Annotated in this window: 18 protein-coding genes; 16 read left to right on the forward strand and 2 right to left on the reverse strand. The window is 59.0% G+C overall.

The genetic code is table 11. The annotated features are described in order from the left end of the window. Positions 1 to 47 precede the first annotated feature (47 nt). The 8 genes from dnaE to ispD all read left to right on the forward strand — a co-directional run bounded on the left by dnaE (position 48) and on the right by ispD (position 11,472). On the forward strand, positions 48 to 3,569 hold the full coding sequence (gene dnaE, locus WHX55_RS05715; protein WP_353742216.1) for a DNA polymerase III subunit alpha: 3,522 nt from the start codon (positions 48 to 50) through the stop codon (positions 3,567 to 3,569). Positions 3,570 to 3,708: 139 nt separating this feature from the next. Next, positions 3,709 to 4,656 carry an acetyl-CoA carboxylase carboxyltransferase subunit alpha gene (locus tag WHX55_RS05720; protein ID WP_353742217.1) on the forward strand — a complete coding sequence of 316 codons (948 nt, stop codon included), beginning with the start codon at positions 3,709 to 3,711 and terminating at the stop codon, positions 4,654 to 4,656. A gap of 132 nt (positions 4,657 to 4,788) precedes the next feature. Then, positions 4,789 to 6,117: a tRNA lysidine(34) synthetase TilS gene (tilS, locus tag WHX55_RS05725; protein WP_353742218.1), complete on the forward strand. Its 1,329-nt coding sequence runs from the start codon at positions 4,789 to 4,791 to the stop codon at positions 6,115 to 6,117. 274 nt (positions 6,118 to 6,391) lie between these two features. Then, positions 6,392 to 8,023, forward strand: coding sequence for a CTP synthase (locus tag WHX55_RS05730; protein WP_150727676.1), 1,632 nt, complete (start codon positions 6,392 to 6,394; stop codon positions 8,021 to 8,023). 5 nt (positions 8,024 to 8,028) lie between these two features. Further along, complete coding sequence (gene kdsA / locus WHX55_RS05735; protein ID WP_056720954.1) at positions 8,029 to 8,874, forward strand: 3-deoxy-8-phosphooctulonate synthase; 846 nt, start codon at positions 8,029 to 8,031, stop codon at positions 8,872 to 8,874. A gap of 155 nt (positions 8,875 to 9,029) precedes the next feature. After that, positions 9,030 to 10,319, forward strand: a complete 1,290-nt coding sequence (gene eno, locus WHX55_RS05740) for a phosphopyruvate hydratase (protein ID WP_056720952.1) — start codon at positions 9,030 to 9,032, stop codon at positions 10,317 to 10,319. A 170-nt stretch (positions 10,320 to 10,489) separates the two neighbouring features. After that, complete coding sequence (gene ftsB / locus WHX55_RS05745; protein ID WP_007996937.1) at positions 10,490 to 10,768, forward strand: cell division protein FtsB; 279 nt, start codon at positions 10,490 to 10,492, stop codon at positions 10,766 to 10,768. Then, positions 10,765 to 11,472, forward strand: coding sequence for a 2-C-methyl-D-erythritol 4-phosphate cytidylyltransferase (ispD, locus tag WHX55_RS05750; protein WP_150727675.1), 708 nt, complete (start codon positions 10,765 to 10,767; stop codon positions 11,470 to 11,472). Before ftsB ends, ispD begins: the two co-directional genes overlap by 4 nt. Positions 11,473 to 11,629: 157 nt before the next feature. Here ispD and WHX55_RS05755 read toward each other — a convergent pair whose 3' ends face one another. Continuing rightward, the gene (locus WHX55_RS05755; RefSeq protein WP_150727674.1) at positions 11,630 to 12,526 is read right to left on the reverse strand and encodes a LysR substrate-binding domain-containing protein; all 897 of its coding nucleotides are present in this window, start codon (positions 12,524 to 12,526) and stop codon (positions 11,630 to 11,632) included. A 107-nt stretch (positions 12,527 to 12,633) separates the two neighbouring features. Between WHX55_RS05755 and WHX55_RS05760 the strand changes: the two genes are divergently transcribed. The 8 genes from WHX55_RS05760 to rpoS all read left to right on the forward strand — a co-directional run bounded on the left by WHX55_RS05760 (position 12,634) and on the right by rpoS (position 19,769). After that, entirely contained in the window at positions 12,634 to 13,746 is a 1,113-nt protein-coding gene (locus WHX55_RS05760; protein WP_015093777.1) for an S-(hydroxymethyl)glutathione dehydrogenase/class III alcohol dehydrogenase, read from the forward strand. 8 nt (positions 13,747 to 13,754) lie between these two features. Further along, the gene (gene fghA / locus WHX55_RS05765) at positions 13,755 to 14,600 is read left to right on the forward strand and encodes an S-formylglutathione hydrolase (protein ID WP_150727672.1); all 846 of its coding nucleotides are present in this window, start codon (positions 13,755 to 13,757) and stop codon (positions 14,598 to 14,600) included. A 43-nt stretch (positions 14,601 to 14,643) separates the two neighbouring features. Next, on the forward strand, positions 14,644 to 15,117 hold the full coding sequence (gene ispF, locus WHX55_RS05770) for a 2-C-methyl-D-erythritol 2,4-cyclodiphosphate synthase (RefSeq protein ID WP_353742219.1): 474 nt from the start codon (positions 14,644 to 14,646) through the stop codon (positions 15,115 to 15,117). Beyond that, complete coding sequence (gene truD, locus WHX55_RS05775; protein ID WP_150754190.1) at positions 15,114 to 16,172, forward strand: tRNA pseudouridine(13) synthase TruD; 1,059 nt, start codon at positions 15,114 to 15,116, stop codon at positions 16,170 to 16,172. Before ispF ends, truD begins: the two co-directional genes overlap by 4 nt. After that, entirely contained in the window at positions 16,160 to 16,909 is a 750-nt protein-coding gene (surE, locus tag WHX55_RS05780) for a 5'/3'-nucleotidase SurE (protein WP_150727669.1), read from the forward strand. The genes truD and surE overlap by 13 nt, the downstream gene beginning before the upstream one ends. A 41-nt stretch (positions 16,910 to 16,950) precedes the next feature. After that, entirely contained in the window at positions 16,951 to 17,586 is a 636-nt protein-coding gene (locus WHX55_RS05785; RefSeq protein ID WP_172435346.1) for a protein-L-isoaspartate(D-aspartate) O-methyltransferase, read from the forward strand. A gap of 212 nt (positions 17,587 to 17,798) precedes the next feature. Next, entirely contained in the window at positions 17,799 to 18,656 is an 858-nt protein-coding gene (locus WHX55_RS05790) for a peptidoglycan DD-metalloendopeptidase family protein (RefSeq protein ID WP_150727668.1), read from the forward strand. 105 nt (positions 18,657 to 18,761) lie between these two features. Further along, positions 18,762 to 19,769: an RNA polymerase sigma factor RpoS gene (gene rpoS, locus WHX55_RS05795; RefSeq protein WP_007990225.1), complete on the forward strand. Its 1,008-nt coding sequence runs from the start codon at positions 18,762 to 18,764 to the stop codon at positions 19,767 to 19,769. 472 nt (positions 19,770 to 20,241) lie between these two features. On the opposite strand, the gene fdxA is transcribed toward rpoS, so the two are convergent. Then, positions 20,242 to 20,565 carry a ferredoxin FdxA gene (fdxA, locus tag WHX55_RS05800; protein ID WP_150727667.1) on the reverse strand — a complete coding sequence of 108 codons (324 nt, stop codon included), beginning with the start codon at positions 20,563 to 20,565 and terminating at the stop codon, positions 20,242 to 20,244. Between the last annotated feature and the right edge of the window lie 22 nt (positions 20,566 to 20,587).

Raw genomic sequence — 20,587 nt, forward strand, 5'->3', positions numbered from 1 at the left:
GGTACAATCCGGGCCTTGTTGTTTTCATGACTTAACGCAGGATCACTATGCCGGCTTCATTCGTTCACCTACGCCTGCACACTGAATACTCCCTGGTCGACGGTCTGGTGCGGATCAAACCGCTGGTCAAGACCCTGGTCGGCATGAACATGCCTGCCGTAGCGGTCACCGACCAGAACAACATGTGTTCCCTGGTCAAATTCTATAAAAACGCCATGGGTGCCGGGATCAAGCCGATCTGCGGTGCCGACCTGTGGCTGTCGAACAAGGATCCGGACAACCCGCTGAGCCGGATCAGCCTGCTGGTGATGAACGCCGAAGGCTATCGAAACCTTACCGAACTGATTTCACGCGGCTTCATCGACGGTCAGCGCAATGGTGCGGTCATCATCGAACGCGAATGGGTTGCTGAAGCCAACTCGGGCTTGATCATGCTGTCGGCGGCCAAGGAAGGCGAGATCGGCCAGGCCATGCTCAGCGGAAACTCCGCCGAGGCCGAAACCCTGGCCCGCGAATGGATGGAAGTGTTTCCGGATCGTTTCTATCTGGAAATCCAGCGCACCAACCGCCCCAACGATGAAGAACAACTGCACGGCGCCGTGGCCCTGGCCGAGAAGCTCGGTGCGCCGCTGGTGGCGACCAACGATGTGCGCTTCATCAAGCAGGAAGACTTCGCCGCCCACGAAACCCGCGTTTGCATCGGCGAGGGCCGCGCCCTCGACGATCCGCGGCGTTCGAAGAATTACAGCGACCAGCAGTACCTCAAAAGCGCCGAGGAAATGGCCGAGCTGTTCAGCGACATTCCCGAGGCGCTGGAAAACACCGTCGAGATTGCCAAGCGCTGCAACATCGAAGTGAAGCTGGGCACGCACTTCCTGCCCAACTTCCCGATCCCCGATGGCATGACCATCGACGAGTACTTCCGCAAGGTGTCCTTCGACGGTCTGGAGGAGCGGCTTAGTGTACTGCTGCCCAAAGACACCACCGAAGACTACGAGGCCAAGCGTCAGGTCTATGTCGACCGGTTGAATTTCGAGCTGGATATCATCATCCAGATGGGGTTCCCCGGTTACTTCCTGATCGTGATGGACTTTATCCAGTGGGCCAAGAGCAACGGTGTACCCGTGGGCCCTGGCCGTGGATCGGGTGCCGGATCGCTGGTGGCCTACGTACAGAAGATCACCGACCTCGATCCGCTGGAATATGACCTGCTGTTCGAACGATTCCTCAACCCGGAACGGGTATCCATGCCCGACTTCGACGTCGACTTCTGCATGGACGGTCGTGACCGGGTAATCGACTACGTAGCCGAGAAGTACGGCCGCAACGCGGTAAGCCAGATCATCACCTTCGGTTCCATGGCGGCAAAGGCCGTGGTCCGCGACGTGGCGCGGGTGCAAGGCAAGTCCTATGGCCTGGCGGATCGTCTGTCGAAGATGATTCCGTTCGAAGTCGGCATGACCCTGGAAAAGGCCTACGAGCAGGAAGAGATCCTGCGCGACTTCATCAAGGTCGATGAAGAGGCCGCGGAAATCTGGGAGATGGCCCGCAAGCTCGAAGGCGTTGTGCGTAACGTCGGCAAGCACGCCGGTGGTGTGGTGATCGCGCCGACCAAGCTGACCGACTTCTCGCCGATCTATTGCGACGAAGCCGGTGATGGCCTGGTAACCCAGTTCGACAAGGATGACGTCGAGGCGGCTGGCCTTGTGAAGTTTGACTTCCTGGGTCTGCGGACCCTGACGATCATCGACTGGGCGCTGAAAACCATCAACCGTGACCGCGCCAAGGTCAACGAACCACCGCTGGATATCGCGTTCATCCCGCTGGATGACAAGCCGACCTACACCTTGCTGCAAAAAGCCGAAACCACGGCCGTGTTCCAGCTCGAATCCCGGGGCATGAAGGAGCTGATCAAAAAGCTCAAGCCCGACTGCCTGGAAGACTTGATCGCACTGGTGGCACTGTTCCGTCCGGGCCCGCTGCAATCGGGCATGGTGGACGACTTCATCAACCGTAAGCACGGCCGCGCCGAGCTGGCGTATCCGCACTCGGACTACCAGTACGAAGGCCTCAAGCCGGTACTGGCACCGACTTACGGCATCATCCTGTATCAGGAACAGGTGATGCAGATTGCCCAGGTCATGGCCGGTTACACCCTCGGTGGTGCGGACATGCTGCGTCGAGCCATGGGTAAGAAAAAACCCGAGGAAATGGCCAAGCAGCGTGGTGGCTTCATTGAAGGTTGCGCCACCAACAACATCGATGCGGACCTCGCCGGTAACATCTTCGACCTGGTAGAAAAATTCGCCGGTTACGGCTTCAACAAATCCCACTCCGCCGCCTATGGCCTGGTGTCGTACCAGACCGCGTGGCTGAAGGCGCACTACCCGGCGCCGTTCATGGCCGCGGTACTCTCGGCGGATATGCACAACACCGACAAGGTCGTGACCTTGATCGAAGAAGTGCGGACCATGAAGCTGCGTCTCGACGCGCCGGACGTAAACACCTCCGAATTCAAGTTCACGGTGAACGACGAAGGCCGGATCATTTACGGCCTCGGTGCCATCAAGGGCGTGGGCGAAGGCCCGGTCGAGGCGATCACCGAAGCGCGTCTGACCGGTCCGTTCAAGGACCTGTTCGATTTCTGCGCCCGGGTCGACCTCAAGCGTATCAACAAGCGCACCCTCGACGGTTTGATCCGCAGCGGTGCCCTGGATCGCCTCGGGCCGTATTTCCACGATGAGCAGAAAGCCTACCAGGCCAACATCGACCGCAATCGCGCGGTGCTGCTGACGGCCATGGAAGAAGCGATCAAGGCGGCCGAACAGACCGCGCGCACCCAGGACAGCGGTCACTCCGACCTGTTTGGCGGTCTGTTTGTCGAAGAGGACGCCGACGTCTACGCCAATCACCGCAAGGCCAAGGAGCTGACCCTCAAGGAGCGCCTGAAAGGGGAAAAAGATACCCTCGGCCTGTACCTGACCGGTCACCCGATCGACGAATACGAAGGTGAAATCCGTCGCTTCGCCCGTCAGCGCATCATCGACCTGAAGCCGGCGCGCGATACCCAGACCGTTGCCGGGATGATCATCGCCTTGCGGGTGATGAAGAACAAAAAGGGCGACAAGATGGGGTTTATCACCCTCGACGACCGCTCCGGACGGATCGAGGCCTCACTGTTTTCCGAGGCGTTCCATTCCGCGCAGTCGTTGTTGCAGACCGACGCGATGGTGGTGGTCGAAGGCGAGGTCAGCAACGACGACTTCTCCGGTGGCCTGAAGTTGCGGGTCAAGCGGGTGATGAGCATGGAGGATGCGCGCACCAACCTGGCCGAGAGCCTGCGCCTGAAGTTGCATGCCAAGGACCTCAAGGGCGATCAGCTACGCTGGCTGGGTGAACTGTTGAAGCGTCACCGCGGCGCGTGCCCGATCACCATGGACTACACCAGCCCCGATGCGAAGGCCTTGTTGCAGTTCGGCGAAGGCTGGCGAATCGATCCGGCGGATGCGTTGATTCAAGCCCTGCGTGACCAGTTCGGGCGAGACAACGTCTTCCTCCAATACCGTTGACGGTCAGTGCTATCAGATTGCCCTGACCTTGACCTGAATTTTTAATCTCGACCTCAACGCGCCTGTCCCTTAAGGTAGGGCGCGAATAGACAACCGGCCGGCCCAAGAACCCTTGGGACTCGACCCAAGACGGACGCCTATGAACCCGAATTTTCTAGATTTCGAACAGCCGATCGCCGACCTGCAAGCCAAGATCGAAGAGTTGCGCTTGGTCGGTAATGACAATTCGCTGAATATCGGCGATGAGATCTCCCGCCTGCAGGACAAGAGCAAAACGCTGACCGAAGACATTTTCGGCAAGCTGACCAGCTGGCAGATCGCACGTCTGGCGCGTCACCCGAAACGTCCGTATACCCTGGACTACATCGAACACATCTTCACCGAGTTCGACGAACTGCACGGTGACCGTCACTTCTCCGACGACGCTGCCATCGTTGGCGGTATTGCCCGTCTGGACGACAAGCCGGTGATGATCATCGGTCACCAGAAAGGCCGTGAAGTGCGCGAGAAGGTTCGCCGCAACTTCGGCATGCCGCGTCCGGAAGGCTACCGCAAGGCTTGCCGCCTGATGGAAATGGCCGAACGTTTCAAAATGCCGATCCTGACCTTCATCGACACCCCGGGCGCTTACCCTGGCATCGACGCTGAAGAGCGTAACCAGAGCGAAGCGATTGCCTGGAACCTGCGTGTCATGGCCCGCCTGAAAACCCCAATCATCGCCACCGTGATCGGTGAGGGTGGTTCCGGTGGTGCATTGGCGATCGGTGTCTGCGATCAGTTGAACATGCTGCAATACTCGACCTACGCGGTGATCTCGCCGGAAGGTTGTGCTTCGATTCTGTGGAAAACCGCCGAGAAGGCACCGGATGCCGCAGAAGCGATGGGCATCACCGCCGAGCGCCTCAAAGGTCTGGGCATCGTGGACAAGGTGATTGGCGAGCCACTGGGCGGCGCGCACCGCGACCCGGCCACCGCAGCCGCATCGATCCGCGCCGAGCTGCGCTCGCAACTGGCGATGCTGAAGAAGTTCGATAACGATGCGCTGCTCAAGCGCCGCTACGATCGACTGATGAGCTACGGTCTGTAATCGACCACGCAATACCCCTGTGGGAGCGAGCTTGCTCGCGATAGCGGTGTAACTGCCAACAGATATGTTGAATGTTAGATCGCAATCGCGAGCAAGCTCGCTCCCACATTTGATTTGCGCAAGGTGGCGGATATGAGTCGGTCCAATGTTGATCTGTCAGCCAGACTCCTGCAGAACCTGGTCTCGTGGCGCAATGCTGCGACCTGGCACATCGCCTTCTCCGGCGGCCTGGACTCTACCGTCCTGCTGCACCTTCTTGCACACCTCGCAAAAACCGAATCCCTGCCGGCGCTCAACGCCATCCATGTCCATCATGGCCTTCAAGCCGTGGCCGATGCGTGGCCGGAACATTGTCGTGCCGTGTGCGCTGCGCTGGGCGTTCCGCTGCAAGTGGTTCGCGTGCAGGTGCAACCGGGCGCGAGCCTTGAACGTGCAGCTCGGGATGCGCGGTATCACGCCTTCACTGAAACCGTTCAGGCCAACGAAGTGCTGCTGACTGCCCAGCACCGCGACGATCAGGCGGAAACCCTGTTGTTTCGCTTGTTGCGCGGAGCGGGCGTGCGCGGATTGTCCGGGATGCCGCGTCAGCGCCCGTTGGGCAAGGGGCATCTGCTGCGGCCATTGCTTGATGTCACGCGGGCTGAACTGGAGGCTTATGCCAGTGCACATGGCTTGGGCTGGATCGAAGATCCCTCGAACCAGGATCGGCAGTACTCGCGCAATTACCTGCGGCATCAAGTCATGCCCGTGCTGATCCAGCGCTGGCCGCAAGCGGTGGCAACCATGGCCCGCAGCGCGGCGCATTTGACTGAAGCGCAGGGGCTGCTCGAAGAACTGGCGGACATGGATTTGCGTGAGGCCAGCTCTGCCAGTGAGTTTGCCTGGCTGGGCTTGCGATCCCTTGAACTGGCGCCGCTTGCGCAATTGTCTGATGCCCGGCAGCGCAATGCCTTGAGTCATTGGCTCGAACCGCTCACCCGCCTGCCGGACACTGACCATTGGTCGGGTTGGGAGGATTTGCGCGACGCTACCGGCGATGCCTGCCCGGTGTGGCGGCTGGCCGATGGCGAACTGCACCGTGCAGGCGGACGCATCTGGTGGCTGTCCGGTTGCTGGCTGCGCACTGTGCCTTCTGCTGGAGCGTGGCAAAGTCCAGCATCGCCGCTGATATTGCCGGATAACGGTGTACTGAGTGTCACCGGCCAAATCCTCGATGGCCCGCTGCATATCCGCTATCGTGAAGGGGGAGAGGTCATGGCATTGCCAGGCCGCGGCCATCGGGACCTGAAACGTTTGCTCAATGAAAGCGCTGTACCGTCCTTCGTACGCGGCAGATTGCCGCTGCTCTACAAAGACGGGCAATTGCTGGCGGTAGCGAACCTCAAAGGGCTCGATGGTGGTGCGCTCGGCGACTGGCATTTGCATTGGCAGCCACTGAACGAAGATCAAGGTTTGAGCTGAAAGGGGCTTTCCGGTAGACTACGCTCCCTTCTTGATACAACTTCTGTGGATTCGCCTGAATTGCAGGAGTTGCCGATTACCAAGCAGTCTTTGCTGGGCGATTCCAAAAAATGTGTAGCGAGCAACGAACCGGTGTTTCATTTTCCGGTCTGTCCCAACGCGGCGGTTTTTTCGAAAGGTGCACTGTGATTAATGCAGGTGATCGGGGGCTTCGGCCTTCCTTCGCTTTCCCCGGCGGCTCGGACCGCTTTAACGCAGACTTCTAGGGTTTTTCATGACGCGCTACATATTCGTCACGGGCGGTGTTGTTTCTTCATTGGGGAAAGGCATTGCATCGGCATCATTGGCGGCCATCCTGGAGGCGCGGGGACTTAAGGTCACCATGCTGAAGCTGGACCCGTACATCAACGTCGACCCGGGCACCATGAGCCCGTTCCAGCACGGTGAAGTGTTCGTCACTCACGACGGCGCCGAGACCGACCTGGACCTGGGCCACTACGAGCGGTTCATCCGCACGACCATGACCCAGAACAACAACTTCACCACTGGCCGTGTCTACGAACACGTCCTGCGCAAGGAGCGCCGTGGTGACTACCTGGGTGCAACCATCCAGGTGATCCCGCACATCACCGACGAAATCAAGCGCCGCATCATCAAGGGTGCCGGTGACGCTGACGTGGCAATGGTCGAGATCGGTGGCACCGTGGGTGACATCGAGTCGCAACCGTTCCTCGAGGCCATCCGCCAGCTGCGTTTCGAAGTCGGCGCCAAACGCGCGATGCTGATGCACCTGACACTGGTGCCGTACATCGCCACTGCCGGCGAAACCAAGACCAAGCCAACCCAGCACTCGGTGAAGGAACTGCGTTCCATCGGCCTGCAACCAGACGTGCTGGTCTGCCGCTCCGACCACCCGATCGATGTGTCGTCGCGTCGCAAGATCGCGCAGTTCACCAACGTTGAAGAACGTGCGGTGATCGCGCTGGAAGACGCCGACACCATCTACAAGATCCCGGGCATCTTGCACTCCCAGGGCCTGGACGATTTCGTCGTCGAGCGTTTCGGCCTGCAATGCGGCGGTGCCGATCTGTCCGAGTGGGAAGCCGTGGTCGACGCCAAGCTCAATCCTGAGCACGAAGTCACCATCGCCATGGTCGGCAAGTACATGGAACTGCTGGACGCCTACAAGTCGCTGATCGAAGCGATGAGTCACGCCGGCATCAGCAACCGTACCAAGGTCAACCTGCGCTACATCGATTCCGAAGACATCGAGAACCAGGGCACCGCGCTGCTGGAAGGCGTCGATGCCATCCTGGTACCTGGCGGCTTCGGTCTGCGTGGCGTTGAAGGCAAGATCACTGCCGTTCAATACGCTCGCGAAAACAAGGTTCCATACCTGGGTATCTGCCTGGGCATGCAAGTGGCCGTTATCGAGTTCGCACGTAACGTGATGGGCTGGAAAGACGCCAACTCCACCGAGTTCGATCGTGCAAGCGGTCACCCGGTCGTGGGCCTGATCACCGAGTGGGAAGATGCCACCGGCGCTGTCGAAACCCGTACCGAAACCTCCGATCTGGGCGGCACCATGCGCCTGGGTGCGCAGGATTGCCTGCTGGAGCCGGGTTCCCTGGTACACGGTTGCTACGGCAAGGACGTGATTGTCGAGCGTCATCGTCATCGCTACGAAGTGAACAACAACCTGCTGCCGCAAATCATGGAAGCCGGTTTGAAAATCTCCGGTCGTTCCGGTGATGGCGCACTGGTTGAAGTGGTTGAAGCTCCGGATCACCCATGGTTCGTCGCTTGCCAGTTCCACCCTGAGTTCACCTCGACGCCACGCGACGGTCACCCGCTGTTCAGCGGTTTCGTCAAGGCAGCGTTGGTTCAACACCAGAAGAAGGCGTAACCCCGATGGCACAGAAGATCATCCGCGTCGGCGACATCGAGATTGCCAACGACAAACCCATGGTGCTGTTCGGCGGCATGAACGTGCTGGAAAGTCGTGACATGGCCATGCAGGTTTGCGAAGAGTATGTGAAGGTCACCGAAAAGCTCGGTATCCCTTACGTGTTCAAGGCCAGTTTCGACAAGGCCAACCGCTCTTCTGTGACCTCCTATCGTGGTCCTGGCCTGGAAGAAGGCATGCGCATCTTCCAGGACATCAAGCAAGCCTTCGGCGTGCCGATCATCACCGACGTCCACGAGCCTGATCAGGCCGCGGTCGTCGCTGAAGTCTGCGACATCATCCAGTTGCCAGCCTTCCTGTCGCGCCAGACCGACCTCGTGGTCGCGATGGCCAAAACGGGCGCTGTGATCAACATCAAGAAAGCCCAGTTCCTCGCCCCTCAGGAAATGAAGCACATCCTGAACAAGTGCGTGGAAGCGGGTAACGATCAGTTGATCCTCTGCGAACGTGGTTCGAGCTTCGGCTACAACAACCTGGTCGTCGACATGCTCGGCTTCGGCATCATGAAGCAGTTCGAATACCCGGTGTTCTTCGACGTGACCCACGCGCTGCAAATGCCTGGTGGTCGCTCCGATTCCGCCGGCGGTCGTCGCGCCCAGGTCCTCGATCTGGCAAAAGCCGGCATGAGCCAGTCCCTGGCTGGCTTGTTCCTCGAAGCTCACCCGGATCCGGACAACGCCAAATGCGACGGTCCTTGCGCCTTGCGCCTGGACAAACTGGAGCCATTCCTGGCCCAGCTCAAGGCTTTGGACGAACTGGTGAAGAGTTTTCCGACGGTAGAAACCGCGTAATCCTCAATTCTCCGGTAAAGTACCGCACGATTTAACGCTCGGGCCCTCGGGCCTGAGCCTTGTCGTCTGCAAGACTGCCCGCTGCACCCACTTGCCGACGATCAAAGATTTCCTACAGCTGCGTCGTTTTCGTCAACTTTGGAGTGTTTACAACAATGGCTAAAATCGTCGACATCAAAGGTCGTGAAGTTCTCGACTCCCGTGGCAATCCCACCGTGGAAGCGGACGTGCTTCTCGACAACGGCATCATCGGCAGTGCCTGCGCGCCGTCCGGTGCTTCCACTGGCTCGCGTGAAGCGCTCGAGCTGCGTGATGGCGACAAGAGCCGTTACCTGGGCAAGGGCGTCCTGAAGGCCGTAGCCAACATCAACGGTCCGATCCGCGACCTGTTGAAAGGCATGGACCCAAGCGACCAGAAAGCGCTCGATCTGGCAATGATCAAGCTCGACGGTACTGAAAACAAAGGTTCCCTGGGCGCCAACGCGATCCTCGCCGTTTCCCTGGCCGCGGCCAAGGCAGCAGCACAGGACCAGGACCTGCCGCTGTACGCTCATATCGCCAACCTGAACGGCACCCCGGGTGTCTACTCGATGCCGGTTCCGATGATGAACATCATCAACGGCGGCGAGCACGCCGATAACAACGTCGACATCCAGGAATTCATGGTCCAGCCGGTTGGCGCCAAGTCTTTCTCGGAAGGTCTGCGCATGGGCACCGAGATTTTCCACCACCTCAAGGCTGTACTGAAGGCCCGTGGCCTGAGCACTGCCGTGGGTGACGAAGGTGGTTTCGCACCGAACCTGGCGTCCAACGAAGACGCTTTGAAAGTGATCTCCGAAGCCGTGGCCAACGCCGGTTACAAGCTGGGCACCGACGTGACCCTGGCCCTGGACTGCGCGGCCAGCGAATTCTACGAAGACGGCAAGTACAACCTGTCCGGCGAAGGCCAGGTGTTCACCGCTGAAGGTTTCGCTGATTACCTGAAAGGTCTGACCGAGCGTTACCCGATCATCTCCATCGAAGATGGCCTGGACGAGTCCGACTGGGCTGGCTGGAAGATCCTCACCGACAAGATCGGCGAGAAGACCCAACTGGTAGGCGACGACCTGTTCGTGACCAACACCAAGATCCTGAAAGAAGGCATCGACAAGAAGATCGCCAACTCGATCCTGATCAAGTTCAACCAGATCGGTACCCTGACCGAAACCCTGGAAGCCATCCAGATGGCCAAGGCTGCTGGTTACACTGCCGTGATCTCGCACCGCTCCGGCGAAACCGAAGACTCGACCATTGCCGACCTGGCCGTGGGCACCTCGGCTGGCCAGATCAAGACCGGCTCCCTGTGCCGTTCCGACCGCGTTTCCAAGTACAACCAACTGCTGCGTATCGAAGAGCAGTTGAACGGCAAAGCCAAGTACAACGGTCGCAGCGAGTTCCGCGGTTAAGCGGTAACTGGTAAAAAGACACCGGATTGTGTCGAAAAAATCGCTATAGCGACGTTTTTGCCACTAATCTGATGCCTTATATGCACAAGCCTGGTTCTTCCAGGCTTCGTGCTATCAGAAGCTTCACGTTTTGGCATGGCTGTCTTTTTTCACTGGATACCTGATATTCGATGCGCAGTCCCAATTGGTTGTTCCTCGTCTTGCTCCTGCTGCTGGCTGGCCTGCAGTACCGCCTGTGGGTGGGTAATGGCAGCCTGGCGCAAGTGGCCGAGTTGACTCAGCAGATTGCGGATCAGCAGGCTGAGAACCAGGCATTGCTGGAACGCAATCGGGTGATGGACGCCGAAGTCAGTGAATTGAAAAAGGGCATGGAGACCGTTGAAGAACGGGCTCGCCATGAGTTGGGCATGGTCAAGGACGGTGAAACCCTTTACCAGTTGGCCCAATGATTAATTCGTTACCGGCCTTCTGGGCCGTGATTCCTGCCGCGGGCGTCGGTGCCCGTATGGCCGCGGACCGTCCCAAGCAGTACCTGCAACTGGGCGGGCGCACTATTCTCGAACACAGCCTTGGCTGTTTCCTTGATCATCCATGCCTGAAAGGGTTGGTGGTCAGTCTTGCTGTAGATGATCCTTATTGGCCGAACCTGGCGTGTGCCAGTGATCCGCGTATTGCCCGGGTCGAGGGCGGCGCCGAACGTTCCGGGTCGGTGCTCAATGCGTTGCTGCACTTGCATGCGCAGGGCGCCGACGATGAGGATTGGGTACTGGTTCACGATGCCGCACGGCCGAACCTCAGTCGTGACGATCTGGACAAGCTGCTGGCTGAGCTGGCTGACGATCCTGTCGGCGGATTGCTGGCGGTTCCGGCGCGGGATACGCTCAAGCGGGTCGACAAACACGGTCGCGTGGTCGAAACCGTGGATCGCAGCGTGATCTGGCAGGCCTACACGCCGCAGATGTTTCGCCTTGGGGCGCTGCATCGGGCTTTGGCTGACAGTCTGGTGGCCGATGCCGTTATTACCGACGAAGCCTCGGCGATGGAGTGGGCCGGTTCGGCACCGCGCCTGATCGAAGGGCGGTCCGACAACCTCAAGGTTACGCGTCCTGAAGACCTTGAATGGTTGAGACAGCGTTGGGCCAATCGTCACTGATTGACATTGGTTTTGTGCTGCCCCCAATCGCGAGCAGGCTCGCTCCCACATTGGGCGGTGGCGAACACAAATCTTGTGAGCGCCGGCAAACCCTGTGGGAGCGAGCCTGCTCGCGATTGGGGTAGTACAGACAACCGGCAACTTGTTGACACGCCAGCTAGCTTCGGTATTCCGGCCTTTCAGCTAATCCCTCTTTTAAAAAATCCACCAGCTTGCGCACCTTCGGCGACAAATGCCTTTGCTGCGGATACAACGCCCAAACGGCGGTATTCGGCGGTTGATGCGCCTCCAGCAACGAAATCAACGCACCGCTATTCAAATGCTCCAGCACGTAATAGTCCGGCAACTGACACAGCCCTACACCTTGTAGCGCAGCATCCAGCACCGCTTGCCCACTGTTGCAGCGCCAGTTTCCCTGCACCCTCTGCGAAAACTCCCTCCCGTTCTGTTCCAGTTGCCAGAGGTCCGAACTGCCGATTAGGCAGTTGTGGCGGCTCAGCTCCGACAGGCTGTGCGGGCGACCGTAGCGTTCAAGGTAGGAAGGCGATGCACAGAGAAACATACGCCGCGGCGCGAGGCGGGTGGCGACTAGCCGTGAATCCTGCAAGCGCCCGAGGCGAATCGCCAGATCCAGGCCTTCGTGCACGAGGTCAAGCTGGCGATTGCTCAGTTCGATGTCGATGCGCAGTTGCGGATACAGCCCCATGAAGCGGGTCACCAGCGGCACGATGAACCGTTCGCCGTAAGCCACGGCGCAGGTCATACGCAGCATGCCCTTGGGTTCGCTGGTCAGGTCGCCGACCGCGCGCAGCGCTTCTTCGCGACCATCCTGCAAACGCTGGCAATGTTGCAGGAAGGTTTGCCCGGCCTCGGTCAGCGTGACCCGACGGGTACTGCGGTAGAGCAAACGAGTCTGCAAACGCTCTTCCAGGCGTACAATTTGTCGACTGATATGGGAAGAAGAAACCCCCAGGCGTTGCGCAGCAGCGGTGAACTGGCTGCATTCGGCAACCGCGACAAACTCGTCGATCCCTTCCCAGCGATTTTCGGACATCAATGATTATCCCTGTGCAGCAATAATATTTTGCATTTGCATCGATTATTCATCGTTGAGCCATGTATTACACTCCCTGTCTCGTTTAAATTCACCGGAGAATCACCATGATCAAGTCGCGCGCCGCCGTTGCCTTCGAGGCCAAGAAGCCCCTCGAAATCGTTGAAGTCGATGTCGCCATGCCCAAGGCCGGTGAAGTATTGCTGCGCGTGGTGGCCTCCGGTGTTTGCCATACCGATGCCTACACGTTGTCCGGCGCAGATCCGGAAGGCATCTTCCCGTCGATTCTCGGTCATGAAGGTGGCGCGATTGTCGAGGCCATTGGCGAGGGCGTGACCTCCGTTGCGGTGGGCGATCATGTGATCCCGCTGTACACCCCGGAATGCCGTCAGTGCAAATTCTGCCTGTCGGGTAAAACCAACCTCTGCCAGGCGATTCGCGCGACCCAGGGCAAAGGCTTGATGCCCGACGGTACTTCGCGTTTTTCCTACAAGGGCGAAACGATTTTCCACTACATGGGTACTTCCACCTTCTCCGAGTACACCGTGCTTCCGGAGATTTCCGTGGCGAAAATCGCCAAGGAAGCGCCACTGGAAAAGGTCTGCCTGCTGGGTTGCGGTGTCACCACCGGCATCGGCGCGGTACTCAACACCGCCAAGGTGAAGCCGGGTGACACCGTGGCCATTTTCGGCCTCGGCGGCATCGGTCTGTCGGCTGTCATTGGCGCTGTCAAAGCCAAGGCTGCCCGCATCATCGCCATCGACATCAACCCGGCGAAATTCGAAATCGCCAAACAGTTGGGCGCAACCGACTGCGTGAACCCGAAAGACTTCGATCGTCCGATCCAGGAAGTTATCGTCGACATGACCGATGGCGGCGTGGATTTTTCCTTCGAGTGCATCGGCAACGTGCAACTGATGCGCGCGGCGCTGGAGTGCTGCCACAAGGGCTGGGGCGAGTCGGTCATCATCGGCGTTGCCGGTGCCGGTCAGGAAATCTCGACCCGTCCGTTCCAGTTGGTCACCGGCCGCGTCTGGCGGGGTTCGGCGTTCGGCGGCGTGCGTGGCCGTACCGAGTTGCCGAGCTATGTGGAGATGGCCGAGACCGGTGAGATTCCGCTGGATACCTTCATCACCCACACCATGGGCCTGGAAGATATCAACAAGGCGTTTGACCTGATGCATGAAGGAAAAAGCATCCGCTCCGTCATCCATTTCTGAGGTCCGCCATGAGCCTGGAAAATATCTCCTGCCAGAAAAGCTTCGGCGGCTGGCACAAACGCTATCGCCATCGCTCGGAAGTGCTCGGCTGCGACATGGTGTTCGCCGTCTACCTGCCGCCGCAGGCGGAGCAGGGTGGCAAGCTGCCGGTGTTGTACTGGTTGTCCGGCCTGACCTGCACCGACGAGAACTTCATGCAAAAGGCTGGTGCCATGCGCATGGCCGCCGAGTTGGGGTTGATCATCGTCGCACCGGACACCAGCCCTCGCGGTCCTGATGTGCCGGGCGATCCGGATGGCGCCTGGGACTTCGGCCTCGGCGCCGGGTTTTACCTGAATGCCACCCAGGAGCCTTGGTCGCGCCACTATCGGATGCATGACTATGTCGTGCAGGAATTGCCGACATTGGTCGAAGCCCATTTCCCGGCGTCGGACAAGCGCGGTATCAGTGGCCATTCCATGGGCGGCCATGGTGCGCTGGTCTGCGCATTGCGCAATCCGGGGCGCTATCTGTCGGTGTCGGCGTTCTCGCCGATCAACAATCCGATGGATTGCCCGTGGGGGCAGAAAGCGTTTTCCCGCTATCTGGGAGAGGACCGTTCGAAATGGCGCGAATGGGATGCCTGCGCGTTGATTGCCGAGGCCGATGAAAAGTTGCCGCTGTTGGTCGACCAGGGTGATCGCGACGATTTCCTCGCCAACCAGCTCAAGCCGGAAGCCCTGCAGCAGGCGGCCAAACTGGCGGGTCACCCGCTGACGTTGCGCCTGCAACCGGGCTATGACCACAGCTATTTCTTCATCGCCAGTTTCATCGATGAGCACTTACGGCATCACGCGCATGCTCTAGGTGCCTAATGCAGGTAGAATCACGCCCTGACAAAAATCGGGGCGTTTTTTTATGCGTATTGGCCACGGCTATGATGTGCACCGTTTCGCTGAAGGCGATTTCATCACTCTGGGCGGCGTGCGCATTGCACACAGCTTCGGGCTGCTCGCTCACTCTGACGGTGACGTCCTCTTGCACGCCTTGAGCGATGCCTTGCTCGGCGCCGCGGCGCTGGGCGACATCGGCAAGCATTTCCCGGATACCGACCCGCAGTTCAAGGGCGCCGACAGCCGTGCGCTGTTGCGTCACGTCGTCACACTGGTCCATGCCAAAGGCTGGAAAGTCGGCAACGTCGATAACACCATCGTCGCCCAAGCGCCGAAAATGGCCCCGCATATCGAATCGATGCGCGCGCTGATTGCCGCGGATCTTCAAGTAGAGTTGGATCAAGTGAACGTGAAAGCTACCACCACCGAAAAGCTCGGCTTTGTCGGTCGCGAAGAAGGCATTGCCGTGCACTCCGTTGCCTTGTTGCTGCGCGCATGAACGAACTGCAACTGCTCGGCCCGCGGGCCTATGGTGAGCCCCTCGGTACAGCGGTACTGAAAGCCATTGCGGAAGATTTCCAGGTCGACGAAGTCCTCGACATTCCCCTCAGTGGCGAAGGCGAACACCTGTGGATCTGGGTGGAAAAACGTGGTTTGAACACAGAAGAAGCGGCGCGGCGGATTGCCAAGGCTGCCGGCGTGCCTTTGCGCACCGTCAGTTATGCCGGGCTCAAGGACCGTCAGGCGTTGACTCGCCAGTGGTTCAGCGTGCAATTGCCGGGCAAGGCCGACCCTGATCTGTCGGCCGCGCAAAACGATACGCTGAAGATCCTCAAGACCGCCCGCCACAAACGCAAATTGCAACGCGGTGCCCACTCGGCCAACGGTTTTACGTTGCGCCTGACGCAATTCGTCGGCGACAAGGCCGCGCTTGAAGAGCGTCTGCAACTGATTGCCAAACAAGGCATCCCCAATTATTTCGGCGCCCAGCGTTTCGGCCATGATGGCGGCAACGTCGTCGATGCTCGCGCCTGGGCCGCGCGCAAGGCCTTGCCGGAGCAGCGCAACGTGCGCTCGCGTCTGCTCTCCACGGCGCGCAGTTTTCTGTTCAATCAGGTGCTGGCCGCGCGTGTCGCCGATGGCACCTGGCAGCGTGCCCAGGTGGGCGATCTGCTGGCGTTCACCGACAGCCGCAGCTTTTTCCCGGCAGGCGAAGCCGAGTGCAGTGACCCGCGCCTGGCGATTCTCGATCTGCACCCGACCGGTCCGCAGTGGGGCGAAGGTGACTCGCCGGCCACGGGCGTTGTCCATGAACTGGAGCAGGCCATCGCCGCACGCGAAGCGGATTTGCGTGACTGGTTGATCAACGCCGGTATGAGCCACGAACGTCGCATCCTGCGGCTGCCCATTGGCGGGCTGACGTGGCATTATCCCGAGCCTGACATTCTGCAACTGGAATTCATCCTGCCGGCCGGATGCTTCGCCACCGTATTGGTGCGTGAGCTTGTTGATCTGGTGCCGGTGGGGCAGACGGACAGCCCATGCGTATTCTGATTTCTAACGACGATGGGGTAACCGCACCCGGTCTCGCCGCGCTTTATGCTGCGCTGGCGGATTACACCGAATGCGTGGTTATCGCCCCGGACCAGGACAAAAGCGGCGCCAGCAGTTCGCTGACGCTCGACCGTCCGTTGCACCCGCAAACCCTGGCCAACGGCTTTATCAGCCTCAACGGCACGCCCACCGATTGTGTGCACCTGGGCCTCAACGGCCTGCTGGAGCGCGAAGCGGACATGGTGGTTTCAGGGATCAACCTGGGCGCGAACCTGGGGGACGATGTCCTGTATTCCGGCACGGTGGCGGCGGCCCTCGAGGGGCGTTTCCTGAAACACCCCTCGTTTGCCTTTTCGCTGGTCTCACGCCAGGTAGATAACCTTCCCACAGCTGCCTATTTCGCGCGCAAACTGGTTGAAGCCCATGCTGACCTGGATCTGCCACCGCGTACGGTACTGAACGTGAACATTCCCAATTTGCCGCTGGACCGCATCCGCGGTATCCAGCTGACCCGCCTGGGCCATCGCGCCCGGGCCGCGGCACCGATGAAAGTGGTGGATCCGCGGGGCAAGTCCGGTTACTGGATCGCTGCGGCCGGGGATGCCGAAGACGGTGGCCCGGGTACCGATTTCCATGCAGTGATGCAGGGTTATGTTTCGATCACGCCGCTGCAACTGGATCGCACCTTCAATGATGCCTTCAGAAGTCTGGACGGCTGGCTGGAGGGGCTGCGCTGATGGGTCGCGAACAAGACGATATGCTGCGTCGCGGCATCGGCATGACCTCCCAGCGAACCCGGGAGCGGCTGATCCAGCGCCTGTACGAAGAAGGTATCTCCAACGCCAGGGTGCTGGAGGTCATTCGCCGGACCCCGCGCCACCTGTTCGTCGACGAAGCGCTGGCGCACCGTGCCTATGAAGACACGGCACTGCCGATTGGTAACAACCAGACCATCTCCCAGCCTTATATGGTGGCGCGCATGAGCGAGCTGCTGCTGGAAGCCGGTCCCCTCGACAAGGTGCTGGAGATCGGCACCGGGTCGGGTTATCAGACGGCGGTACTGTCGCAACTGGTCGAGCGTGTGTTCTCGGTCGAGCGCATCAAGGTTCTGCAGGATCGGGCAAAGGAACGTCTGGTCGAGCTGAACCTGCGCAACGTGGTGTTCCGCTGGGGCGACGGCTGGGAAGGCTGGCCGGCACTGGCGCCGTACAACGGGATTATCGTCACCGCAGTGGCCACCGATGTGCCCCAGGCTCTGCTTGATCAGTTGGCACCGGGAGGCCGGATGGTGATCCCTGTCGGGGCCGGCGAAGTCCAGCAATTGATGCTGATCATCCGCGAGGAACAAGGTTTTTCCAGGCATGTTCTGGGGGCGGTGCGCTTCGTGCCATTGCTCAATGGGCCACTGGCCTGAGCATTTGTTTCGACACGCTGAATTCTCTTCGATTGCCTTTGTCTTACAGCGGCATCGTTCGGTTGAACGGGATTCATCGTCAGGCAGCAAACGTGTGCGCGACACCGATTCGCCACATTAAAGGTAAAGCGTGCACGGCTCGTTATACTTGCGACAGTTCATTGCCGGACTCCGGTATTTCACATTTTCAGCCACCACAGAGGGAGCGGCGGGTGAGTCTCACAGTCATTGCGCAGCGTATGAGTAAAACGAGCTTTCAGCGCCTGGTGACTGGCCTTGTCTTGAGCACCTTGCTGGTCGGTTGTTCCAGCAACAAATCCAGCGATGTTCGTGTCCTGGACCGCAACAATGCCGCGGCCCAGCGTCCAGCCGTAACCACCGGACAATACGTCGTTCGGCCCAAGGACACCCTGTTCTCCATCGCCTTCCGTTACGGCTGGGACTACAAGGCCCTGGCTGCGCGTAACAACATTGCTGCGCCTTACACCATCCGTCCAGGTCAGACGATTCGCTTTGATGGTCGTACCGATTCAACGTCGACGGCGGTGGTCAGCTCGTCCAGTTCAACACCTTCGTCGTCGAGTAAAACCACGGTCATCCGTCGTCCGGTAAACGGTGCGACCACCAGCACAACGACGGTTTTACCGTCCGTCGCCAATAAGCCAGCACCCGCTCCGTTGCCCCCTCCCGGGCCAGCCCCGACGGGCTGGGGATGGCCATCTAATGGCATTCTGATCGGGAAATTCTCTTCAAACGGTAGTTTGAATAAAGGAATTGATATCGCCGGAGATTTGGGACAGCCTGTTTTAGCTGCGTCTGATGGGACGGTGGTGTACGCCGGGAGTGGCTTAAGGGGCTACGGCGAATTAGTGATCATCAAACACAGCGAAACTTACGTCAGTGCCTACGGACATAACCGCAGGCTGTTGGTTCGGGAGGGGCAGCAGGTCAAAGTCGGACAGACAATTGCCGAAATGGGGTCAACGGGTACAGACCGGGTGAAACTGCATTTTGAAATTCGCCGCCAGGGTAAACCTGTAGATCCGCTGCAATTCCTGCCACGTCGTTGATCGCTTACCAGCCTGTTCCGTCGCGTAGAGGGGACAGGCTCCAGCGTTGCCAGGGATGAAGGCGCCGCTTGAGCTTGAGGTCGAACTCACCAAAGGACTATAACAATGGCTCTCAGTAAAGAAGTGCCGGAGTTTGACATCGACGATGAGGTTCTCCTGATGGAGAGCAGCATCGATACGGATTCGATGTCGAATGATGAAGGGGCGGCTCCACCTTCCGTTCGTGCCAAATCCAAACACTCCGCATCGTTGAAACAACACAAGTACATTGACTACACGCGGGCACTTGATGCCACGCAGCTGTATCTCAATGAAATTGGTTTCTCCCCCCTGCTGTCACCCGAAGAAGAAGTTCATTTTGCGCGCCTGTCGCAAAGTGGCGATCCTGCCGGGCGTAAACGCATGATTGAAAGTAACCTGCGGCTGGTGGTGAAAATCGCCCGGCGTTACGTCAATCGTGGGCTGTCGCTGCTGGACCTGATCGAAGAGGGCAACCTCGGCTTGATCCGGGCGGTGGAGAAGTTCGATCCGGAACGCGGTTTCCGCTTCTCGACCTATGCGACCTGGTGGATTCGCCAGACCATCGAACGCGCAATCATGAATCAGACCCGGACCATCCGGCTACCGATCCATGTGGTCAAAGAGCTGAATGTGTACCTGCGGGCTGCGCGGGAGCTGACGCAAAAACTCGACCATGAACCCTCTCCCGAAGAAATCGCCAACCTGCTGGAAAAACCGGTGGGAGAGGTCAAGCGTATGCTCGGCCTTAACGAACGGGTTTCTTCGGTCGACGTCTCGCTGGGTCCGGATTCGGATAAAACCCTACTGGATACCCTGACTGACGACCGTCCAACCGATCCATGTGAACTGTTGCAGGACGACGACCTGTCCCAGAGCATCGATCAATGGCTCTCGGAACTGACCGACAAGCAACGCGAAGTGGTTGTACGCCGCTTCGGCCTGCGCGGTCATGAAAGCAGCACCCTTGAAGACGTAGGCCTGGAAATCGGCCTGACCCGGGAACGAGTCAGACAGATTCAGGTGGAAGGCTTGAAGCGACTGCGCGAGATCCTGGAAAAAAATGGTCTGTCGAGCGAGTCGCTGTTCCAATAAGGCGCTCACTGCGATGGCATGAAAAACCCCGACTGGCTCGGGGTTTTTTATTGCCTGGCCAGGAGGCCGAATCCCCTCGGGATTTTGGTTTCCTGCTGTAAGCCTTGGCTTACTCTTGCGTAAGTGTTCGTTATTTTTACACTCTGGCAGTCGTCCATGCTGAGCGCCGATTGTCTCTATATTTTTGATTTATATAGATATTTTTTATTATTAATGACGTGTGACAGTTGGGTTTCGCGCCAAAGGGCGATTGATCCAGTCGGGGAAAGGTCTAGTATTCAGGTTGTGTCGACGGACAGACACGTCCTTCATGGATGAGGGAAATGGATATCGCAGGACGCGATTCATCAGGACGATGAAAAGGAACACAGGGAATAGGGAAAAAATGTGGGCGGGTCAAACCGCCCCTTTTTTTTGCCTGCAGAAAAGCAAAAAGGCCCTTGTGGGGCCTTTTTCGCGAACGCGGGGGTAATCAGCGTTCGAGGTCTGCGATCTTGCCTTTCTTGCCATCCCACTCTTCAGCGTCGGGCATCGAATCTTTCTTCTCGGTGATGTTTGGCCAGATATCGGCCAACTCAGCGTTCAGCTCGATGAAGTTTTCCATGCCGGCCGGAACCTCATCCTCGGAGAAGATAGCCACGGCAGGGCATTCAGGTTCGCACAGCGCGCAATCGATGCACTCATCCGGGTGAATCACCAGGAAATTCGGGCCTTCGTAAAAGCAGTCCACCGGACAGACTTCTACGCAGTCGGTGTACTTGCACTTGATGCAGTTGTCGGTGACGACGAAGGTCATTTCTAATTTTCTCCTCAGGCGC

Origin of the sequence: Pseudomonas fluorescens (assembly GCF_040448305.1) — a bacterium.
GTDB lineage: Bacteria > Pseudomonadota > Gammaproteobacteria > Pseudomonadales > Pseudomonadaceae > Aquipseudomonas > Aquipseudomonas fluorescens_BH.

Coding starts and splice junctions, on each gene's coding strand:
- dnaE (WP_353742216.1), top strand. CDS start 48: ATGCCGGCTTCATTCGTTCACCTACGCCTGCACACTGAATACTCCCTG.
- WHX55_RS05720 (WP_353742217.1), top strand. CDS start 3,709: ATGAACCCGAATTTTCTAGATTTCGAACAGCCGATCGCCGACCTGCAA.
- tilS (WP_353742218.1), top strand. CDS start 4,789: ATGAGTCGGTCCAATGTTGATCTGTCAGCCAGACTCCTGCAGAACCTG.
- WHX55_RS05730 (WP_150727676.1), top strand. CDS start 6,392: ATGACGCGCTACATATTCGTCACGGGCGGTGTTGTTTCTTCATTGGGG.
- kdsA (WP_056720954.1), top strand. CDS start 8,029: ATGGCACAGAAGATCATCCGCGTCGGCGACATCGAGATTGCCAACGAC.
- eno (WP_056720952.1), top strand. CDS start 9,030: ATGGCTAAAATCGTCGACATCAAAGGTCGTGAAGTTCTCGACTCCCGT.
- ftsB (WP_007996937.1), top strand. CDS start 10,490: ATGCGCAGTCCCAATTGGTTGTTCCTCGTCTTGCTCCTGCTGCTGGCT.
- ispD (WP_150727675.1), top strand. CDS start 10,765: ATGATTAATTCGTTACCGGCCTTCTGGGCCGTGATTCCTGCCGCGGGC.
- WHX55_RS05755 (WP_150727674.1), bottom strand. CDS start 12,526: ATGTCCGAAAATCGCTGGGAAGGGATCGACGAGTTTGTCGCGGTTGCC.
- WHX55_RS05760 (WP_015093777.1), top strand. CDS start 12,634: ATGATCAAGTCGCGCGCCGCCGTTGCCTTCGAGGCCAAGAAGCCCCTC.
- fghA (WP_150727672.1), top strand. CDS start 13,755: ATGAGCCTGGAAAATATCTCCTGCCAGAAAAGCTTCGGCGGCTGGCAC.
- ispF (WP_353742219.1), top strand. CDS start 14,644: ATGCGTATTGGCCACGGCTATGATGTGCACCGTTTCGCTGAAGGCGAT.
- truD (WP_150754190.1), top strand. CDS start 15,114: ATGAACGAACTGCAACTGCTCGGCCCGCGGGCCTATGGTGAGCCCCTC.
- surE (WP_150727669.1), top strand. CDS start 16,160: ATGCGTATTCTGATTTCTAACGACGATGGGGTAACCGCACCCGGTCTC.
- WHX55_RS05785 (WP_172435346.1), top strand. CDS start 16,951: ATGACCTCCCAGCGAACCCGGGAGCGGCTGATCCAGCGCCTGTACGAA.
- rpoS (WP_007990225.1), top strand. CDS start 18,762: ATGGCTCTCAGTAAAGAAGTGCCGGAGTTTGACATCGACGATGAGGTT.
- fdxA (WP_150727667.1), bottom strand. CDS start 20,565: ATGACCTTCGTCGTCACCGACAACTGCATCAAGTGCAAGTACACCGAC.